Genomic DNA, 19,935 nt, shown 5'->3' on the forward strand with positions numbered 1-19,935 from the left:
CAATAATTTATGTGATTTCCCTTACGACGATACGGGAACCTTCCACTTTTACAATCTTGATCTTTTCATTCGCTTTGATGAAGCTTCCCTCGGTGACGGCATCGATGCGCTCGTCGTCGATGAGGATGGTGCCCGATGGCCGGAGTGGCGTTTTGGTGATGCCTTCGCGTCCGATGAGTTCCAATCTGTTGGCATTTGAAACGTAACCGCTTTCCGTGGATGTTGAATCTCGCAAAATCATCTTATTGAATAGTCTCATCTTTTTACCAAACACCTTTACATACAGAATGATGGCGGCGATCGCTACAGCGATGGCTATTAGAATCGAGTAACCCATTTGCACAAAATCGCCTCCTGCCATAAAAATGCTGCCGATGACGGCTGCTGCCCCTAGCGTGCCGGCAATTCCTCCCGGGAGGAAAAACTCTGCTATCAACAGCGCGATCCCTATGATGAAGAGGATGAGGGTTTCATACCCCGCAAGACCCGCCACCATATGACCATAGAAGAATAAAAGGAGCGAGCTGATCCCGACTGTTCCTGCTACCCCGAACCCCGGAGAATAAAGTTCTACGATAAGCCCCAGGCTGGCAAGTGACAGGAGGATCGGAACGACGACCGGATTCGTCAAGAAGCGGGCAAGCTTTTCAGCGAAGGTTGCTTCCACATTCACAACAGAATCCTCTTCAGCGCCCAGCTTTTGAAGAAGTTCATCCATATTGCTTACCGTACCGTCGGAATATCCGACTTTTTCGGCGTCACTAGCCCCAGGGTCAACAGCTCACCCTTCTCAAGGTCGACTTCGGGGATGGACATAGAATCGTCAGCCATCGCCATGGCGTACTTCGGATCACGATCCTTGGATTCAGCTGCACTTTTCATGGAAGACAGCCAATAGCTCTGAGCTTTTTTATCCGCTGCGTTTCCTTCCTGGTCGATGACAGCTGCAGAACCGAATTGTCCATTCGGCACCATATAGATTTCATCGGCGTGAAGGGCCAGGAACGCCCCAGCAGACAACGCCTTATGATTAACGAAGGCGACTGTCTTTGTATCGATTCCATCCATGAGTTGACCGATATCACCCGCGGCATCCACAAGACCACCCGGGGTGTTGAGATCGAAAATGATCACATCGGCTCCGGCATCTTCCGCTTCCTTGACGGCCCGTTCAAGGAAGGCATGCAGACCGCGTTCCACTTCTTTGTGGACCGGGATCACATAGGCCTCTTTGGCGGCGGCACCTGTCAATGGCTGGATCAGCGAATACCCGAAAAGGAACAGGAACAAAACCAATAATCCTTTTTTCAAACAGACCCCCTCGTTTCATTAAAATTATTCCCTGACTTATGTACGTTTGAGTTGGGGATCAGGTTTCATCTTTTTTGAATTTTTCTCAGGCGGCAAGATTCTGGTTGAAAGAGTGGAACGTGATCAGGGCGGCGTGACGGGCACACATCTGCAGGAGAGGATCCGCGGGGCTGTTGATGCATGCTACTTACTAAAAAAGCCGGCAAGCTACTGCTTCCCGGCTTTTTCCTATGATAGATGTTGAAGAACAAGTTTATTGACGAGAGCCCCATCAGCTTTCCCTTTTACCTTGGGCATGATCGCTCCCATCACTCTGCCCATGTCAGCTTTAGATGAAGCGCCCACTTCTGCTACCGTCTCTTGGACGATGGCTGAAACTTCTTCTTCCGAAAGCTGCTTAGGCATATATATTTCGACGTAAGTCAGTTCTGCTTGGAGTTTCTCCACGAGATCGTCACGACCTGCGCTTTGAAACTCCTGGAGGGAGTCTTTCCGTTGTTTGACTTCTCGAGAAAGGACTGTCAACTCTTCGTCTTCAGAGAGCTGCTGTTTCCCGAACTTGATGGCTTCATTTTGAAGTGAGGCCTTCAGCATGCGGATGACGGACAGCTTCTCCTTTTCTTTGTTTTTCATCGCTTGTTTCATATCATCATTTAAACGATCGAGAAGACTCATGGTTACACCCTCTCTTAGAACTTACGTTTTCTTGCTGCTTCTGATTTCTTTTTGCGTTTTACGCTTGGTTTTTCATAGAATTCGCGCTTTCTAAACTCTTGTAAAGTTCCTGTTTTAGAAACTGAGCGTTTGAAGCGACGAAGAGCATCTTCAAGCGATTCGTTTTTACGAACAACTGTTTTTGACATCTCTCTTTCCCTCCCTCCGAACACACTACACTTACATGTTCAAGTCAGAAATGGTTTGTACCAAATCCAAGGACAATGGATGTCCCTTTACTTAAGATCTTCCCTTGCTGCATTGTCACAAGGGGACAGAAAGTGTATGTCTTTCTTGGATGAATCCCACAAAGTACTAAAAGGAATCCATGTACTTTGCCATTATAATATATCCTATGTGATAGGTCAACAATTTATCCCGAATCGGGACATAAATAGGCATGTCCTCCGCGGTTTCCCCATAGATTTGAGTATGCTCTTCTATTCAGTCGGAAGGGAAATGATCAGATCATGGGACATATGTTGGTTTTCATTCTATTCATCGCTTGCTTCCTATTCGGGATGACCTGGCTGAGGACAGGGCTGTTCAACCTTGCCAGTGATAATATCCGGAGGTGGCTTCACTACCTGACCCATACACCGGTCAGGGGCGTCTTGACCGGGACGGTCCTGACGGCATTGATTCACAGTAGTTCAGCGGTCATGGTGTTGACAGTAGGGCTTGCTTCCTCGGGCATGATTCCGTTCAGACAGACGATCGGGATCATGCTGGGTTCAAATATCGGGACCACCTTCACGTTGGAAATGTTCACACTCAACCTGAATATGCTCATCATCCCTGCCGCCGTCGCGGGAACCATCCTCCTCTTATTCGGATCGACGAATGGCAGGAGCTTCGGGATGACCTTGGTGGGCTTCAGCTTGATCTTCACCGCCATCATGGGCATTCAGCACCTTGCTGAACCCCTGACGCAGCATCCGGCGATGAAAGGGTACATGGAAAACATGGATCGCCATCTCTTACTCGCCCTCTTGGTCGGCTGTCTTCTCACTGCCATCATCCAGTCCAGCACGGTGGTGACAGGGGTTGCCATGGGGTTTCTTGCGGCAGGGTCGATAGGGATCGATACGGGCATCGCGGTGATGCTCGGAGCAAACGTGGGGACATGCATCACGGCCATCATGGCGAGCTTCGGCGGGGGACGCGAGGCAAAGCTCACGGCCTATGCACATGTGTGGCTGAACGTCATCGGCGTCGGACTTTTCATACCTCTTTTTCCCCTTTTGACGAGAGGCGTAGAGGCCCTCTCGTCTTCAGGGGACATGCAGCTCGCCCACGCCAGTGTGATCTTCAACCTTGTCTGCTCGCTTATGGTCCTTCCGTTCGCTTCAAGATTCGCCCGATTTATTGAGAGAATACACGGTCCCAAGGAATGATGAAAAAGAGGTTAGAACATATCAAAAAAGGGACCATTTAACGACGAACACGATCAGTGCAGATTCTTTATACGCTCATGATTTCCGTGCAAGACTTCTCTTTCCGCGGGTAGCCCGTGAGCTTCCCCGGCTGGCCTGCGGGTTATCACATCAGCTACTCTTCCCGTAGGAGTCTTTGTCTTGCACCCCAAACAACCGCTGGAAACGATGATGGTCATGAACCAATTGAAAAAACCGAATTCATTTGCCTTATCGCAAGTGAATTCGGTTTTTACGATGACTGAAACACTTTTGTCCCAGCCGCGCCCTATATAACCTTAGTAGTCAGATTCTGCAGCAAGTCCCTGCATGATTTTCACACCGGAGCTCGCACCAAGTCTTGTGGCTCCTGCTTCGATCATGTTTTGGGCATCTTCAAGGGAGCGGACTCCTCCAGATGCTTTGACGCCGATATCAGGTCCGACCGTTTCCCTCATGAGGGTGATGTCGGCTACCGTTGCCCCACCAGTGGAGAATCCAGTAGACGTCTTCACATAATCGGCACCTGCCTCAACAGCAAGCTTGCAGGCTTTCACCTTTTCTTCGTCCGTCAGAAGGCATGTCTCGATGATGACCTTTGATAGGGCTTTTCCTTTAGAAGCTGCCACGACCGCTTCCATATCCCGTTTCACCAATGCATCATCCCCGCTCTTAAGCGCGCCGATGTTGATGACCATGTCCACTTCCGTCGCTCCATTGGCAATGGCATCTTTTGTTTCGAATGCCTTCACTTCAGGGGTGGAAGCTCCAAGTGGGAATCCGATGACCGTGCAGACCTTCACCTGTGTTCCTTCAAGCAGTTCATGTGCATATGCCACCCAAGTAGGGTTCACACATACAGATGCGAATGTATATTCTTTTGCCTCTTGACAGAGGATTTCGACTTGTTCTTTTGTTGATTCCGGTTTCAGTAATGTATGGTCGATCATATTAGCAATTTGTTGAGCCATTCCAATCTCTCCTTTTAACAGTTGTCCGTACCTCCATCATCATACCAAAATCCTCTGAAAAAGACGAGTATTTCTTGTTGGAAGATCACGCACCACTCCAGCTATCATAGGGATGAGACCGTTTTCCCCGACATTCCATTCTAGATCTTGTAGACCCTTGCTTCATATGGTTTGAGCGTGATCATACTCGATTCTTCATGAGCTTCGACTTCATGATTGGCCAAGAGCAGTCGGGAAGACACCACCTGGATGTCACCAAGATCCACTTCCGCACCTTCCGTCGATAAATTCGTGAGCACTACGACACGGGTGTCTTCAACGCTTCGGGTATACGCATAGATCTGCGGATGGTCCTTAAGAAGCAGCTCGTAGACCCCATATGTGAACACAGGCTCTGATTTCTTAAGTGCAATCATTTTCTTATAGAATGAAAGGATTGATCCCGGATCTTTTTCCTGTGCGGATACATTGATCTCCCTGTAGTTCGGATTGACCTTCATCCACGGATCCACAGAGGAGAAGCCTGCCTGATCAGCAGCAGACCACTGCATCGGCGTACGGCTGTTATCACGTGATGATGCCCAGATGATCTCCATGATGGCGTCATGTTCCAATCCTTCCTCACGCTTGGCGCGGTACAGATTCTTCACAGCTACATCATCATAGTCTTCAAGTGAAGGGAATTGGACGTTGGTCATGCCGATTTCCTGTCCCTGATAGATGAACGGGGTCCCCTGCATGAGGAAGTACATCGCTCCCATAGCAGTCGCGCTCTCCCTCCACAGATCGGTATCATTCCCCCAGGTCGACACAACCCGCGGCTTATCGTGGTTCTCGATGAACAGGGCATTCCAGCCGTCACCCTCAAGCCCCTTCTGCCAGCGGCTGAGAACCTTCTTCAATTCCACGATGTCGAGCTCGGCATCAGACTCGGCATCCCATAGTCCAAGATGCTCGAACTGGAAGATCATGTCCATCTTCCCTTCCTTCTCCCCGACCCATAGGCCAGCCTCATCTGCACTTACCCCATTGGCTTCGCCGACGGTCAACACATCATAATTCGCGTAGGTCTGTTCTTTGAATTCTTTGAGGAAGGTGTGGATCCCTTCCTGGTTCATATGCATATCGAATGATGAAACATATTTCTTCCCTTCAGGATTCGGCATATCCGGAAGGCCGGGACGCTTCTTAATATGGCTGATGGCATCGATCCGGAATCCATCGATCCCTTTGTCGAGCCACCAGTTCACCGTGTCATACAGCGCTTCACGTACATCTGGATTCTCCCAGTTCAAGTCGGGTTGCTTCGTGGAGAACACATGCAAATAGTATTGCCCTGATTCTTCATCGAATTCCCATGCCGAACCATTGAAGATGCTTTCCCAGTTGTTCGGTTCCTTCCCGTCTTTTGCATCCCTCCAGATATACCAGTCCCGTTTCGGACTATCGACAGCGCTCCGGGATTCAATGAACCATGGATGTTCATCGCTCGTATGGTTCAACACGAGATCCATGATCAACTTCATACCCCGCTTATGCACTTCAGACAGGAGCTGGTCGAAATCTTCCATCGTACCGAAATCTTTCATGATGTCCTGATAGTCGGATATATCATACCCGTTATCATCATTCGGGGATTCATATACCGGACAGATCCAGATCACATCGATGCCAAGGTCCTTGATATAATCAAGCCGTTGAATGACACCTTGAATATCTCCGATCCCGTCCCCGTTGGAATCTTGAAAACTCCGGGGGTAAATCTGATATCCCACTGCTTCTTTACGCCATGATCGTTCCATCTCATCACACCTTATCTATAATTTTATATTAAACGCTTTCAAATTAAATGCAATCGTTTGCACAACCGTAGAAAAAAAGTACCGGAAAGGTTTTATTCCAGCTACGTTTAGTTTACCTGCTTCCATGGGTCATAGCAATATCTATTTTATAAATTTGCACAGTCACGACAAGATTTTTACTTCTTGCAGTTCCGAGCCATGAAAAAAAGGCCGCCAATCGGCAGCCTTTTCATCAGATAACAGCTTTTTGATCCTCGAGGACCCGTACGAATTCACCTTGGTTGGTCGGATAACCGGCCTTGGTGATTTTCACCTTCACGAGTTTCCCGATCATCTCCTCGCTTGCAGGGAAGATAACTTTCAGGTAGTTATCCGTATACCCTACATACAGATTCCCGTCCACCTGTTCTTCAGGGATTACTTCCAGCACTTCGTTTTCAAACCCGGAAGCATACTCCTTCGCCAGCTGATCAGATAGATTGATGAGGCGATGAACACGTTCATTCTTCACCTCTTCATCGATTTGATCATCCATCCTGGCAGCAGGTGTACCTGTCCTTTGTGAGTAAGGGAACACATGGAGTTCAGAGAATTTTTGATCTTTGATGAAATTGTACGTTTCCATGAACTCTTCTTCCGTTTCACCTGGGAATCCGACGATCACATCAGAAGTCACGGCCAAGCCCGGCAATGCTTTCTTGAGCTTTTCAAGCCTTTCAGCGAAGAATTCCATCGTATATTTCCGGCGCATGCGCTTCAGGACGGTATTGGAACCGGATTGAAGCGGAATATGGAGATGCCTCACGACCATATTGGATCGATCGATCACATCGATGACTTCATCCGTAAGCTGACTCGCTTCGATGGATGAGATCCTGATCCGCTTCAGCCCCTTCACCTTCTTCTCGAGGTCGGTGAGAAGCATGGCAAGATTGTAGTCTTTCATGTCTTCCCCGTATCCTCCAGTATGAATCCCGGTCAAGACGATTTCCTTGTATCCTGCATCAACCAGTTGCTGTGCCTGGTTGATGACTTCTTCGGGGTCACGGGAGCGCATGAGTCCGCGGGCCCATGGAATGATGCAGAACGTGCAGAAGTTGTTGCAGCCTTCCTGGATCTTGAGTGAAGCCCTTGTACGGTCCGTAAAGGCCGGTACATCCAGCTCTTCATATACGCGGTTTTTCATGATATTGGTCACGCCGTTGATCGGCTGGCGTTCTTTTTTGTACTCTTCGATGTATGTGAGCATCTTCCTGCGGTCCTGCGTTCCGACTACGATATCCACTCCGGGGATGGCCATGATTTCTGCAGGGGAGGTCTGCGCATAGCATCCCGTCACGCAGATGACTGCGTCGGGATTCTTACGGATTGCCCTCCTGATTACCTGACGGCTCTTTTTATCCCCCGTATTTGTCACTGTACACGTATTGATCACGTATACGTCTGAAATGGAGTCATACTCCACCCGGTCGTATCCTTCTTCTTTAAACAGCTGCCAGATCGCTTCTGTTTCATAATGATTCACTTTGCATCCTAACGTATGGAACGCTACTGATGGCATTGCCTTCACCTCATTAATTCTAATTGATAGCTGATGGCGGACAGAGCATAAAGAGGAGCGGTCTCCGTCCGTAGGATCCTCGGTCCGAGGCCGCATGGGATGAACCCGTTTTCCTTGCACAATTCCACTTCGCTATCGGTCAAACCGCCTTCGGGTCCGAATAGGATCAAGACCCTTTGTGAAGGCTTCACTTCCGAGAGCACGTTTGAAAGATTGCTTCTTTCTCCCGCTCTCGATTCTTCTTCATATGCGACAAGCTTGTAATCATACCCCTCGGCTTCCACAAGCAATTCTTTTAACGTAAGCGGTGAAGAAAGGTCGGGGATCAGCGTGCGGTGCGACTGTTCGGCCGCTTCCTTGACAATCTTCTCCCAGCGCTCGACTTTCTTCTTCCCCTTCTTTTCATCCCATTTCACAATGGAGCGTTCTGCTTTAAAAGGGATAAATCCCGAGGCGCCAAGCTCGGTTCCCTTCTGAAGGATCCATTCCAACTTATCCCCTTTCGGCAAACCGCTCGCAATGGTGACTGAAATTGGCATTTCCTTCTTGTCCGACTCCCATTCTACTATCGATACATCGACAGCGTCACTGGAAATCCTTTCAATTTTCCCGATGGCAGAGGATTGGTCAGGAAAAACAACGAAGAGCTCGCTGCCTTCCTGCATCCTCATCACCCGGACGATATGATGATGATCTTCTCCTGAAATGGAGACCCATTCTCCATCGTGATAGGGTTCCCCTACAAAGTAGCGCTGCATATCAATTCACCGGCCGCTTCGCGATGATGGCAACCCAGTCTTCCATCACCATGACTTCTTCCACGTGGAACCCTGCACCTTCAAGAGCGTCACGGACCTGCTGTTTCTTCGGCTGGATGATCCCTGACGTGATGAAATATCCACCGGGCTTCGTGAGGCGATATGCGTCCTCGGTGAAGCGAAGGATGATTTCAGCCAGGATATTCGCTACAATCACATCGGCTTCCTCCGTGATGCCTTCAAGGAGATTGTTCTGATCCACCGTCACGATGTTCTGGACCTTATTCAGCTTGACATTCAATCTTGCCGAGCGTACGGCTACTTCATCCAGGTCATATGCGTTCACTCGCTCTGCCTTCATGAGGGCAGAGGCGATGGATAAGACACCGGATCCGGTCCCGACGTCGAGGACGAAGTCGTTTTCCTTCACGGTCCGCTCAAGGGCCTGGATGCACATGACCGTGGTGGGATGCGTACCCGTACCGAATGCCATACCAGGGTCGAGCTCGATGATGAGTTCGTCGCTGTTGACAGGGGTATACTCTTCCCACGTCGGCACGATCGTCACCTTATCAGAAATCTTCACCGGGTGATAATATTTTTTCCACGCCGTCGCCCACTCTTCCTCATTCACTTCGGAAATCTCCACTTTGTTCTCACCGATATCGATGTCATAGGTCACGAGATTGGTGATGCCCTGCTTGATTTCCTCAACGGTTTCACCAAGGAAGCTGTTGACCGGCAGATACGCTTTGACCAACACACCTTCATTGGGATAATCCTCAGGGTCGAGTTGGTAGATCTCCCCGAATACGTCTTCCCGTTCTTTGATCAGCTCCATCGGATCTTCAATCACGACACCACTGGCACCTGATTCATGAAGGATATTGGAAACTGGTTCGATTGCTTCGTTCGTTGTAAGGATACTGATTTCTGACCATTTCATGTTTCTCTACCAACTCCGTTCTGAGTTATTCACCTTTGAAGGCTTTTTTCACTTTATCAAAGAAACTTTCGTGCTGTTCATCCGGTATCTGCCCGCTGATATCGGCAAATTCCCTTAACAGCTGTTTCTGTTTTTCCGTCAGCTTGGACGGAGTGACGACCTTGATCAGGACGTGCTGATCCCCTGTACCGTAGCCTCTTACATTCGGAACACCTTTCCCTTTTACGCGGAAGCGGGTACCCGTCTGTGTGCCTCCAGGGACCTTGAGTTTGACCTTGCCGTGCAATGTCGGTACCTCGATTTCATCTCCGAGGGCAGCCTGTGCAAACGTGATTGGCATTTCGCAGTAAACGTCATCTCCATTACGCTCGAAGAAATCATGGCTCCGTACGTGGAACACGACATAGAGATCTCCCGCAGGCCCGCCGTTGATGCCTGGTTCACCTTGACCACTCACCCGCAGCTGCTGTCCATCATCGATTCCTGCAGGGATCTTGACGGAGATCTTGCGGCGTTTTTGCACCTTGCCGTCTCCCCCACATGTCCTGCACTTCTCTTTGATCTGTTTACCCGATCCATTACAGTGGTGGCATACACGTCGGTTGACGATCCGTCCGAATGGGGTATTCTGCTCCACATTCAGCTGGCCGGAACCTTGACAGTGGGAGCATGTTTCCACTTTCGTCCCGGGTTTCGCACCCGATCCATGACAGGTATCGCATTCTTCTTCTCTTGGAATCTCGATTTCGGTATCTTTTCCGAAGACCGCTTCTTCGAAGGAAAGCGTCATGGTGTACTGCAGATCGGCTCCTGCCCTTGGGGCGTTCGGATCGCGTCTTCTGCCACCGCCTCCGCCGCCGCCGAAGAACGTGTTGAAGATATCTTCGAATCCTCCGAATCCTCCGCCGAAGTCTCCTGCTCCACCGCCGCCGAATCCCTGGTTTGGATCGGTATGTCCGAATCGATCATACTGAGCCCTCTTCTGATCATCGCTCAATACTTCGTACGCTTCTTTCACTTCTTTGAACTTGTCTGCAGCATCCGCTTCTTTATTAATATCAGGATGATATTTTTTGGAGAGTTTGCGGTATGCTTTCTTCATTTCTTCTTTCGAGGCGCCTTTTTCGACACCGAGAACTTCATAATAGTCCCGTTTACTCATTCAAACACCACTCCCGAATCCTTTGCATAAAGGTTATTTTAACATTGGGGGAGATCCATTATCAATAGAAACCATCGGATCCCTCCCCATAGAAAAAGCCAAAGCCAAGAACCGTCCTGACTTTGACTTTTTTCAATGGTTGATTTATTTCTTTTCGTCGTCTACTTCTTCGTACTCAGCGTCTACGACGTCATCGTTCTTTGCGTCTCCGCCTTCAGCTCCCTGTGCAGCCTGTGCTTCTGCCTGGGCTTGCTCGTAAAGCTTCATGGAAAGGTTCTGAACGACTTCCTGAAGTGCGTCTTTCTTCTCACGGATCAGGTCAAGATCGTTCTTCTCGATCGCTTCCTTCAGTTCCGCTTTCGCATCTTCCGCTTTTTTCACTTCTTCTTCGTCCACTTTGCCTTCAAGGTCTTTAAGCGTTTTTTCCGTTTGGAAGACGAGTTGGTCTGCTTCATTGCGAAGTTCAACTTCCTCTTTACGCTTCTTATCCGCATCGGCGTTTTCTTCTGCTTCCTTCACCATGCGTTCAACCTCTTCATCTGAAAGGCCAGTTGACGACTTGATTGTGATGTTTTGCTCTTTGCCTGTGCCGAGGTCTTTCGCACTTACGTTGACGATCCCGTTCTTATCAATGTCGAATTTAACTTCGATTTGAGGAACACCGCGTGGAGCCGGCGGGATATCAGCAAGTTGGAAACGGCCAAGCGTTTTGTTATCCGCAGCCATCGGGCGTTCACCTTGAAGCACATGGATATCAACGGCTGTCTGATTGTCAGCGGCTGTTGAGAACACTTGTGATTTTGATGTAGGAATCGTTGTGTTACGGTCGATGAGCTTTGTTGATACGCCACCCATTGTTTCGATACCGAGCGACAGTGGAGTTACGTCGAGAAGGACAACGTCTTTGACGTCACCAGTCAGGACTCCACCTTGGATTGCGGCACCCATTGCCACAACTTCATCCGGGTTAACGCCTTTTGAAGGCTCTTTTCCGGTTTCTTTGCGGATCGCTTCCTGAACGGCAGGAATACGGGTTGATCCACCAACAAGGATGATTTTGTCGATCTCGCTTGCAGATAGACCGGCATCTTTCATCGCTTGGCGAGTAGGTCCCATAGTACGCTCTACAAGGTCAGAAGAGATTTCTTCGAATTTCGCACGTGATAGAGTGACTTCAAGGTGAAGCGGTCCAGCTTCTCCGGCCGTGATGAACGGAAGGGAGATTTGGGTGGACGTGACACCAGAAAGGTCTTTTTTCGCTTTTTCAGCTGCATCTTTCAAGCGTTGAAGAGCCATTTTGTCTTTTGAAAGATCAATGCCGTTTTCTTTTTTGAATTCAGCTACAAGATAATCGATGATGACTTGGTCGAAGTCATCCCCACCAAGACGGTTGTCACCCGCAGTTGAACGGACTTCAAATACACCGTCACCGAGTTCAAGGATGGATACGTCGAACGTACCGCCACCAAGGTCATATACAAGGATCGTTTGATCTTCGTCCATTTTATCGAGTCCGTAAGCAAGAGCTGCTGCCGTCGGCTCGTTGATGATGCGTTCTACTTCAAGACCGGCGATCTTACCCGCATCCTTCGTTGCTTGACGCTCGGCATCGTTGAAGTAAGCAGGTACAGTGATGACTGCTTTATCAACGGTTTCGCCAAGATAGTCTTCAGCGTATGATTTCAAGTGTTGAAGGATCATGGCTGAGATTTCTTGAGGCGTGTAGTCTTTTCCTTCCGCTTCCACTTTGTGGGCGGTACCCATGTGGCGTTTAACGGAAATGATGGTGTTAGGGTTTGTGATCGCTTGACGCTTCGCTACTTCCCCAACTTGTTTTTCTCCATTTTTGAATGCGACAACAGAAGGTGTCGTACGGTTACCTTCAGCGTTGGCGATGACTTTCGGTTCTCCGCCTTCAAGTACGGATACGCAAGAGTTTGTTGTACCTAAGTCGATTCCGATAATTTTACTCATCGTAGAAAAACCTCCCTGTATTCATATGTAGTGTATTATTGATTGACTTTCACCATGGATGGACGGATGACGCGGTCCTTTAGCTTGTAGCCTTTTTGGAACTCTTCGACAACCACGTTGCTTCCGTATGCTTCGTCTTCAGTCTGCATGACGGCTTGATGCATATGCGGATCAAACTCTTGTCCTACAGCCTCGATCGCTTCTACACCTTCTTTTTTGAGGGCTTCGATCAGGCTTCTGTGGACCATTTCCATCCCTTGAAGGAGGGTTTTTGTTTGATCATTATCCGCTTCTATATTCAAAGCGCGTTCAAAGTTATCGAGGGCCGGCAATAATTCAGTGATCAATGCCTGCGAGCGATACTTTTCCTTCGCTTCATTCTCAGCATTTATACGGCGACGGAAGTTATCGAAATCCGCTCTGAGGCGAAGATAGCGATTCTCGGATTCGTCAAGCTTCGCCTGGAGCTCGGACAGTTCATCAGTTGTTTGCTCTTCCTGAGGTTCTTCTTCAGCGAAAACCTCTTCAACTGTTTCTTCATTGTCCACTTTCGGCTGTTCTTCATTCAATTCTTGATCATTCTTCGTTTCTTCAGACAATTCGTTCACCTCCTTAAAATAAGTGTGACTTCTACAATATAGCCACTAGCTTTTGCTTTGATACAGCTTGGTCAGCACCTTGGACATATCCGTCGAAAAGAAGTCGAGGAGGCTGATCACCCTGGAATAATCCATCCGTGTCGGACCGATGATGGCGATCGACCCCAGCTGCTCCCTCCCGATTGAGTAGGTCGCGGTGATGAGGCTGCAGTTTTCCATGGCAAGATTGTTATTCTCTTTACCGATCTTGATGCTGAGCCCGGACCCGGAAGGACGGATCAGATCGTAGATGCTTTCTTCTTGATCAATCATCTCAAGAAGGAGCCTGACTTTCTGGATATCGTTGAACTCAGGCTGATTCAGCATATTTGTCTTCCCGCCGAAGAACAGTTTATCCGTTCCCGACAGATGGAAGTCATCGAGCATCGAATGCAGGATGCTGTCATAGCTTTCGATATGCCGTTTCAGCAGGATGGCAACTTCCTTGAAGATGCGGTCGTTCAGCTCACTGAGGGGAACGCCCGTGAGGCGGTCATTCAGGATATTGATGAGCTTTTCAAGGTCACTTGCATCCATGCCCGGCGGCAGGGCCACCGTTTTATTCTCCACATGACCATTTTCGGTCACAATGATGGCGATCGCCGTTTCGCGGTTAAGCGGAATGAGCTCGATTTTACGAAGTTTGTTCTCCTTCACATCCGGCCCGAGGACGATCGTAGTATAATTGGTTAAATCGGAAAGGATCTTGGCTGATTTCTGAACCACTTTCTCCAGCTCATAAATCCTCTCGGAAAAGATCGAACGCAGTGCATTCACTTCATTCTTCTCCAGCTTTTGTGGAGATAGAAGATGATCGACATAGTACCGGTACCCTTTCTCGGAAGGGACGCGGCCTGAAGAAGTGTGGGTCTTTTCGATGAACCCGAGTTCTTCAAGGTCGGCCATTTCGTTCCGGATCGTTGCCGAACTGAAGGAGATTTCATCCTTCTTGGACAGGCTCCGGGAGCCGACCGGCTGAGCCGACATGATAAAGTCGTCGATAATGACTTGTAGAATAAGAAGTTGTCGATCTGTTAACAACATTCATCACCCCTGTTAGCACTCTTAGATACTGAGTGCTAAATCTAATAATAAATTATCAAATCATGATAGGGATGTCAATATTTTAGATCACACCAAGGAAAGATTGAAATACTTCATTCCCCAGGAAACGTCCCTGCTTCGTGAGACGGATCCGATCGCCTGCAACCTCGAGGAGTCCCTTACCCGTCATCTCCTCCAGCGCATCGGGGAAGATGCTTTCGACGGACGTACCGAATTTCTCTTCGAATCTCTTCCTGCTGACCCCTGCTGTCTTCCTTAAACCGAGGAACATCTCTTCTTCCATCATCTCGCCCTTGGTCACATCATGGGACTGAATCGTCGGTACCTCACCCATGCTCACAGGTTCCATGTATTTCTTCAATGGACCGTGGTTGGAATAGCGCACTCCGTTTATATAACCGTGTGCACCGGCTCCTAAACCAACATATTCTTCATTATCCCAATAAACAAGGTTATGAAGGCTCTCAAAGCCTTCCTTGGCAAAGTTGCTGATTTCATATTGATGGATGCCATACCGTTCCATCGTCTGGATGAGCACATCGTACATGGCGGCCTCCTGCTCCTGTGACGGCAGGGACAGCTTTCCTTTTCTCATCAGGTTGTAAAACACCGTCTTCGGTTCCACGATCAGGGAGTATGCCGAGTAATGAGGCAAGCCAAGATCGAGGGCCTTCGTCAGGGTGTCCTTAAAATCTTCTTCCGTCTGCTTCGGCAGGCTGTAGATCAGATCGATGCTGATATTTTCAAAGCCGACTTTCTCAGCGGCTTTGACGGAAGTGTACACGTCTTCACTCTTATGCGTCCGCCCGATCGACTTCAGCAGGTCATCATTGAACGACTGTACACCGAAGCTCAATCGGTTTACACCATGGTCCTTCAGCACCTTCAGCTTCTCTTCCCCCAGATCTCCAGGGTTCGCTTCGAACGTGAACTCCCCTCCTGAGAACGGGAGATGTTCATTGATCTTTTCGCATAGATATGCAAGCTGGCGTGCATCCAGGGATGTCGGGGTACCCCCGCCGACGAAGATCGTATCGAGCTGTCCTTCCTGCCTGCGCAGTTTCATTTCTTCTCCGAGCCGCATCAAATACTCATCGACCGGCTGGCCTTCAAGGAACACCTTATTAAAATCACAGTAGTGACAGATATGTTCGCAGAAAGGGATGTGGATATAGGCTGATTTGGCCATTGATATCCCTCCTATTTCAACTCATAGAGAAAGGGGGCAAGCGCCGAATCATCCGACGCTTTCCCCCTTCCCCCTGTATGTGTGCGCCCCCATCCGTTGGGGGTTGGTCATTATTTTGAATCCGTGTCGTCCATTTTCAGGACGGCCATGAATGCTTCCTGAGGCACCTCGACGGAACCGACGGACTTCATTCGCTTTTTACCTTCTTTTTGTTTCTCGAGAAGCTTACGCTTACGGGAGATGTCCCCGCCGTAACATTTAGCCAGTACGTTCTTGCGGATGGCCTTGATGGTTGAGCGGGCAACGATTTTTTGTCCGATCGCCGCTTGGATCGGCACTTCGAACTGCTGTCTCGGGATCAGCTGCTTGAGCTTTTCCACGATGAGCTTCCCGCGTTCGTAGGCGAAATCCCTGTGGACGATGAAACTGAGGGCATCGACGTTCTCTCCATTCAGGAGGATGTCCATCTTCACAAGCTTCGATTCTTTGTAGCCGATAAGCTCATAATCGAAGGAAGCATACCCTTTCGTATTGGACTTCAATTGATCGAAGAAGTCATAGACGATTTCCGCCAGGGGAATTTCGTAGACGATGTTCACGCGCGTATCGTCCATGTACTGCATGTCGATGAAGTTTCCGCGCTTATTCTGGCATAGCTCCATGACGGCGCCAACGTAATCATTCGGCACCATGATGGTTGCCTTTACATATGGCTCCTGTACATGATCGACCTTCTGAGGGTCCGGCATCATGGATGGATTATCGACGCTGAGGGTCTCTCCGTCGGTCAGCTCTACGTGATAGATAACGCTCGGTGCCGTCGTGATCAGGTCGATCTTGAATTCCCTCTCGATCCTTTCCTGGATGATCTCCATATGAAGGAGTCCAAGGAAACCACAACGGAAACCGAAACCGAGTGCCTGGGAGGTTTCAGGTTCATACTGAAGGGCCGAGTCGTTCAATTCAAGCTTTTCAAGGGCTTCACGAAGATCATTGTATCGATTGGAATCGATCGGGTACAGACCGCAGTAAACCATCGGATTCATGCGGCGGTAACCTGGAAGTGCTTCTTCAGCCGGGTTGTTTGCAAGGGTGATGGTGTCCCCTACACGGGTATCCCCTACATTCTTGATGGAAGCAGTCAGGAAGCCAACATCCCCGACGGTAAGTTCCTTGAGTCCAGTCGGTTTCGGTGTGAAAACGCCGACCTCGGTGACTTCGAATTCTTTCCCGGTCGCCATCATACGGACTTTGTCTCCGACTTTGACGGTCCCTTCCATCACACGGATGTATGCGACAACGCCTCTGTATGCATCATAGAGGGAATCGAAGATCAGTGCTTTCAGTGGCGCATCGGGATCACCCTGTGGAGCAGGTACTTTCTCCACGATCTGCTCGAGGATATCCTCGATTCCGATTCCCGCCTTGGCAGAAGCCAGGACCGCATCCGATGCATCCAAACCGATGACATCTTCCACTTCCTGTCTGACCCTTTCAGGATCTGCCGCAGGAAGGTCGATCTTATTGATGACCGGCAGGATTTCAAGATCATTGTCCAAAGCAAGGTACACGTTGGCAAGGGTCTGTGCTTCGATCCCCTGTGCTGCGTCCACCACGAGTACGGCCCCTTCGCACGCTGCAAGGCTTCGGGATACTTCATATGTAAAATCGACGTGTCCCGGAGTATCGATCAAATGGAAGATATACTCCTCGCCGTCTTTCGCCGCATATTTCAACTGAACTGAATTCAGTTTGATTGTAATACCGCGCTCTCTCTCAAGGTCCATGGAATCGAGCAGCTGCTCTTTCATTTCACGGGCGGTCAGCGCTTTTGTCTTTTCAAGGATTCGGTCAGCCAGGGTCGATTTCCCATGATCGATATGCGCGATGATGGAAAAGTTCCTGATCCTGGACTGTCTGTTCAATTTTTCTTCACGATTCATTCTATGTTCAACTCCTGTAAATTCCACACATATACACTAGTTTGAATTATAGCAGTACCATCTGCAATATTCAATGTAAACTGAAGCCGCCAGGTTATATGAGTGAACTGAGGAAGTCGAGGAGCTTATTGGTGATGCCCTCCACCAGACCCGCGATGGTTTTGCCGATGGATGAAAAGAAATTATAGGCTTTCATTTCCTCCAGCTTTTCTTTCTTTTCTTTAAGCGTCTTCCCTTCGACATCTTCTCCCAAAATGGTTGCTTCAATATTTCCTTCAGGATCCTCCGAAACCTTTACCGGTGCGGAGAAGGCATCGTCATGCTGGGCGCCTTTCGTTTCCACGATCCCATCATTGGCATATTGCATTCCGATCAGCACGCCGAGGAATAAGGCCACCGCCAAAACAAGATATTTCAGTGTGAACATCTTCATGAACATCCTTCTCCTTTCATCTCTTCGTCCCACCGTTCAGGTAATCAGCGTACGCTTTTGAAAAAGCGCGGGCAGACCGTTCGATCTCATCGGTCGAATTATCCACCCCTCCGAACTCCAGGAGGAGGGAATGACCCGACAGGTCCTGGTTGAAGCGCCCGTCCGTATCCGCACCGCCTTTGAGGATGATCCCACGGGTGATACCGGGAGAAGCGGACTCTAGTTTTGATACCATTTCCCGGGCAAATTCAAGATTCTTCTTATACCCCGGCTGATCCCGGCCGATGACAAAAGCGATCCTCGCATATCGTTTGTCATGGATGGTCGCCGTCGAAACGGAAGGATCCACCGCGTCACGGTGGATATCCAGGAGCGTGACCGGCTGCCGATGACTGAGGATCACAGGGATCAGAAGCTCCCTCGACTTTTCATACGCCCTTCCATAGTGCAGATCCTGCTCAAGCAGCTGCCGGATCACATCGGTCCGGTCAAGCTCAGCATGGATTCCCTCATTTTCCAGCTCTTTTTTGATCATAACCCCGGCGTCCATGACCGTACTCCCGTCCCCATACGCTTCTTCTGAATGGGTGAAATACAAGAATACCTCCCCTTCCGTAGGATGACTGTATAGATGACCGGCCGGGATGAGCGTAAGGGTAAACAAGAGAAGGGCAGGCTTTTTTAAAAACCGTGTCAGAGAACGTCTATGATTACTTTCTCCCATCATCAGGCACCTTCTTTCATGCCTCTCACTAGTATTTCTATTCATCTGATAGAGATGATAGAACGGCAATTAGTAGCATTATCGGGAAATCCCCCGGATTTAAACCCAAATGCAAAAACCCCCTCAACGCAGGGGGCAGACGATCATCTCGTTTTGAATCCGGTATCGTCCTGGTCGACGGCCTCATGAAGTGCAGCATTCAGCCCGTTGGCGATCAGGTTGGACATGTCTTCGATGAACACATCCACTTCCTTCGGTGTAACCATGAGATTATGGCCGATCGGGGCAAGGACCTCATGAATCAGCTTCCTTTTTTCATCATCGGCGAGGGTTCCGACCACTCCCAAAAATGTCTGGCGGTGAGCTTCCTCAGGCAGATCATCTTCGGTTAGCTTGCGCCGTTCCCCAAAGCTCAGTCCGGCCGGGGCAAGGGACCGGGACGGGCGGTCTCCTTCTTTCAGCTCTTTGCCGAAATGCTTCAATAGAAAATCCACTGTATCGCTGACGATCGTCACCGCATCGAGTACGGTCGGGACACCGATGGCAAAAACGGGTACCCCGAGCGTCTCTTCATCCAACCCTTTCCTTTTGTTCCCCACGCCTGAACCTGGATGTATTCCCGTATCCGAAATCTGTATGGTGGCATTCACCCTTTCAATGGAACGTGAGGCAAGGGCATCGATGGCGATGATGAAGTCCGGTTTTGACTTTTCCACCACACCGAAGATGATATCGCTCGTCTCGATCCCTGTCAGCCCCATGACCCCGGGAACAATGGCACTCACGGAGCGATACCCTTCCTCTACGGATTCAGGCTGCAGCCTGAACAGATGCCTGGTCACGATCACATCCTCGCATACCCTTGGTCCGAGAGAGTCCGGCGTCACATTCCAGTTCCCCAGTCCTACGATCAAACAGCTGGCGTCTTTCGCGATGTTCTTATTCTCGATGAACCGCGAAAATTCCCTCGCAAAAATCTTCTCCACCCTTTGTTGGAGCTCTGTATCCTCTTCCCGGATACCATAGGCTTCAATGGTCAGATAGTTTCCCGCTTTCTTTCCGATCTTGTCTTCGCCTTCCTTTGAGATCGACACGAGGGACACTTTCACATCATCCTCTTCCTTTTCTTTGATGATGACTCCGGGAATGTCGGATTGATCCTCCCCTTGGTCGGCGAGTGCCATCTCACGTGCCTCAACGGCGAGATCAGTTCGGACTTCATAAACACTTAAATCGAGGTTTTCTTCCTTTTTCATGCGCGCATACCCCCACGTCTGGATTCTTGCTATTATATTTTCCTTAAGCACCCGGCTTCATTCACCCGTTTAA

17 protein-coding genes and 1 pseudogene are annotated in these 19,935 nt (G+C 49.4%); 1 reads left to right on the plus strand and 17 read right to left on the minus strand.

The window, feature by feature from the left end; all coding sequences use genetic code 11:
- Window positions 1–7: 7 nt before the first annotated feature.
- The 3 genes and pseudogenes from D5E69_RS15130 to rpsU all read right to left on the minus strand — a co-directional run bounded on the left by D5E69_RS15130 (window position 8) and on the right by rpsU (window position 2,174).
- Window positions 8–1,311: pseudogene (locus D5E69_RS15130) on the minus strand (NfeD family protein).
- A gap of 228 nt (window positions 1,312–1,539) precedes the next feature.
- A complete protein-coding gene (locus D5E69_RS15135; protein WP_048016269.1) occupies window positions 1,540–1,986 on the minus strand; it encodes a GatB/YqeY domain-containing protein in 447 nt (148 codons plus the stop codon).
- Between the two features lie 14 nt (window positions 1,987–2,000).
- Window positions 2,001–2,174 (minus strand): 30S ribosomal protein S21, encoded by a 174-nt coding sequence (gene rpsU, locus D5E69_RS15140; RefSeq protein ID WP_032087602.1) that lies wholly within the window; start codon window positions 2,172–2,174, stop codon window positions 2,001–2,003.
- Between the two features lie 330 nt (window positions 2,175–2,504).
- Between rpsU and D5E69_RS15145 the strand changes: the two genes are divergently transcribed.
- Complete coding sequence (locus D5E69_RS15145; protein WP_231578727.1) at window positions 2,505–3,422, plus strand: Na/Pi symporter; 918 nt, start codon at window positions 2,505–2,507, stop codon at window positions 3,420–3,422.
- Between the two features lie 317 nt (window positions 3,423–3,739).
- Here D5E69_RS15145 and deoC read toward each other — a convergent pair whose 3' ends face one another.
- From deoC to gpr, 14 genes are all read right to left on the minus strand, one after another.
- The gene (gene deoC, locus D5E69_RS15150; RefSeq protein ID WP_048006141.1) at window positions 3,740–4,411 is read right to left on the minus strand and encodes a deoxyribose-phosphate aldolase; all 672 of its coding nucleotides are present in this window, start codon (window positions 4,409–4,411) and stop codon (window positions 3,740–3,742) included.
- A 140-nt stretch (window positions 4,412–4,551) separates the two neighbouring features.
- Window positions 4,552–6,213, minus strand: coding sequence for a glycoside hydrolase family 13 protein (locus D5E69_RS15155; protein ID WP_048006142.1), 1,662 nt, complete (start codon window positions 6,211–6,213; stop codon window positions 4,552–4,554).
- Between the two features lie 232 nt (window positions 6,214–6,445).
- Window positions 6,446–7,774 (minus strand): tRNA (N(6)-L-threonylcarbamoyladenosine(37)-C(2))-methylthiotransferase MtaB, encoded by a 1,329-nt coding sequence (gene mtaB, locus D5E69_RS15160; RefSeq protein WP_048006143.1) that lies wholly within the window; start codon window positions 7,772–7,774, stop codon window positions 6,446–6,448.
- A 5-nt stretch (window positions 7,775–7,779) separates the two neighbouring features.
- Window positions 7,780–8,532: a 16S rRNA (uracil(1498)-N(3))-methyltransferase gene (locus D5E69_RS15165; protein ID WP_048006144.1), complete on the minus strand. Its 753-nt coding sequence runs from the start codon at window positions 8,530–8,532 to the stop codon at window positions 7,780–7,782.
- A 1-nt stretch (window position 8,533) separates the two neighbouring features.
- On the minus strand, window positions 8,534–9,478 hold the full coding sequence (gene prmA / locus D5E69_RS15170; protein WP_048006145.1) for a 50S ribosomal protein L11 methyltransferase: 945 nt from the start codon (window positions 9,476–9,478) through the stop codon (window positions 8,534–8,536).
- Window positions 9,479–9,503: 25 nt separating this feature from the next.
- On the minus strand, window positions 9,504–10,640 hold the full coding sequence (gene dnaJ / locus D5E69_RS15175; RefSeq protein ID WP_048006146.1) for a molecular chaperone DnaJ: 1,137 nt from the start codon (window positions 10,638–10,640) through the stop codon (window positions 9,504–9,506).
- A 144-nt stretch (window positions 10,641–10,784) separates the two neighbouring features.
- Window positions 10,785–12,614 carry a molecular chaperone DnaK gene (gene dnaK, locus D5E69_RS15180; protein WP_048006147.1) on the minus strand — a complete coding sequence of 610 codons (1,830 nt, stop codon included), beginning with the start codon at window positions 12,612–12,614 and terminating at the stop codon, window positions 10,785–10,787.
- Between the two features lie 35 nt (window positions 12,615–12,649).
- A complete protein-coding gene (grpE, locus tag D5E69_RS15185; RefSeq protein WP_048006148.1) occupies window positions 12,650–13,213 on the minus strand; it encodes a nucleotide exchange factor GrpE in 564 nt (187 codons plus the stop codon).
- A gap of 45 nt (window positions 13,214–13,258) precedes the next feature.
- Window positions 13,259–14,293, minus strand: a complete 1,035-nt coding sequence (gene hrcA, locus D5E69_RS15190; RefSeq protein ID WP_048006418.1) for a heat-inducible transcriptional repressor HrcA — start codon at window positions 14,291–14,293, stop codon at window positions 13,259–13,261.
- An 85-nt stretch (window positions 14,294–14,378) separates the two neighbouring features.
- Window positions 14,379–15,506, minus strand: a complete 1,128-nt coding sequence (gene hemW / locus D5E69_RS15195) for a radical SAM family heme chaperone HemW (protein ID WP_048006149.1) — start codon at window positions 15,504–15,506, stop codon at window positions 14,379–14,381.
- A 110-nt stretch (window positions 15,507–15,616) separates the two neighbouring features.
- Window positions 15,617–17,449 carry a translation elongation factor 4 gene (gene lepA, locus D5E69_RS15200; protein ID WP_048006150.1) on the minus strand — a complete coding sequence of 611 codons (1,833 nt, stop codon included), beginning with the start codon at window positions 17,447–17,449 and terminating at the stop codon, window positions 15,617–15,619.
- 94 nt (window positions 17,450–17,543) lie between these two features.
- Entirely contained in the window at window positions 17,544–17,882 is a 339-nt protein-coding gene (locus D5E69_RS15205) for a DUF3679 domain-containing protein (protein WP_159129877.1), read from the minus strand.
- A 16-nt stretch (window positions 17,883–17,898) separates the two neighbouring features.
- The gene (gene spoIIP / locus D5E69_RS15210) at window positions 17,899–18,609 is read right to left on the minus strand and encodes a stage II sporulation protein P (RefSeq protein ID WP_159129878.1); all 711 of its coding nucleotides are present in this window, start codon (window positions 18,607–18,609) and stop codon (window positions 17,899–17,901) included.
- A 140-nt stretch (window positions 18,610–18,749) separates the two neighbouring features.
- The gene (gpr, locus tag D5E69_RS15215; protein WP_048006152.1) at window positions 18,750–19,862 is read right to left on the minus strand and encodes a GPR endopeptidase; all 1,113 of its coding nucleotides are present in this window, start codon (window positions 19,860–19,862) and stop codon (window positions 18,750–18,752) included.
- Window positions 19,863–19,935: the final 73 nt, after the last annotated feature.

It is taken from the genome of Rossellomorea marisflavi (genome assembly GCF_009806575.1).
In the GTDB taxonomy this organism is placed as follows: Bacteria; Bacillota; Bacilli; order Bacillales; family Bacillaceae_B; genus Rossellomorea; species Rossellomorea marisflavi_A.

What these genes read in the sequence shown, in the direction of transcription:
- D5E69_RS15165 (WP_048006144.1), bottom strand. Translation starts at nt 8,532, where the DNA reads ATGCAGCGCTACTTTGTAGGGGAACCCTATCACGATGGAGAATGGGTC.
- dnaJ (WP_048006146.1), bottom strand. Translation starts at nt 10,640, where the DNA reads ATGAGTAAACGGGACTATTATGAAGTTCTCGGTGTCGAAAAAGGCGCC.
- prmA (WP_048006145.1), bottom strand. Translation starts at nt 9,478, where the DNA reads ATGAAATGGTCAGAAATCAGTATCCTTACAACGAACGAAGCAATCGAA.
- D5E69_RS15205 (WP_159129877.1), bottom strand. Translation starts at nt 17,882, where the DNA reads ATGAAGATGTTCACACTGAAATATCTTGTTTTGGCGGTGGCCTTATTC.
- D5E69_RS15145 (WP_231578727.1), top strand. Translation starts at nt 2,505, where the DNA reads ATGTTGGTTTTCATTCTATTCATCGCTTGCTTCCTATTCGGGATGACC.
- gpr (WP_048006152.1), bottom strand. Translation starts at nt 19,862, where the DNA reads ATGAAAAAGGAAGAAAACCTCGATTTAAGTGTTTATGAAGTCCGAACT.
- lepA (WP_048006150.1), bottom strand. Translation starts at nt 17,449, where the DNA reads ATGAATCGTGAAGAAAAATTGAACAGACAGTCCAGGATCAGGAACTTT.
- deoC (WP_048006141.1), bottom strand. Translation starts at nt 4,411, where the DNA reads ATGGCTCAACAAATTGCTAATATGATCGACCATACATTACTGAAACCG.
- D5E69_RS15135 (WP_048016269.1), bottom strand. Translation starts at nt 1,986, where the DNA reads ATGAGTCTTCTCGATCGTTTAAATGATGATATGAAACAAGCGATGAAA.
- mtaB (WP_048006143.1), bottom strand. Translation starts at nt 7,774, where the DNA reads ATGCCATCAGTAGCGTTCCATACGTTAGGATGCAAAGTGAATCATTAT.
- D5E69_RS15155 (WP_048006142.1), bottom strand. Translation starts at nt 6,213, where the DNA reads ATGGAACGATCATGGCGTAAAGAAGCAGTGGGATATCAGATTTACCCC.
- spoIIP (WP_159129878.1), bottom strand. Translation starts at nt 18,609, where the DNA reads ATGATGGGAGAAAGTAATCATAGACGTTCTCTGACACGGTTTTTAAAA.
- hemW (WP_048006149.1), bottom strand. Translation starts at nt 15,506, where the DNA reads ATGGCCAAATCAGCCTATATCCACATCCCTTTCTGCGAACATATCTGT.
- dnaK (WP_048006147.1), bottom strand. Translation starts at nt 12,614, where the DNA reads ATGAGTAAAATTATCGGAATCGACTTAGGTACAACAAACTCTTGCGTA.
- rpsU (WP_032087602.1), bottom strand. Translation starts at nt 2,174, where the DNA reads ATGTCAAAAACAGTTGTTCGTAAAAACGAATCGCTTGAAGATGCTCTT.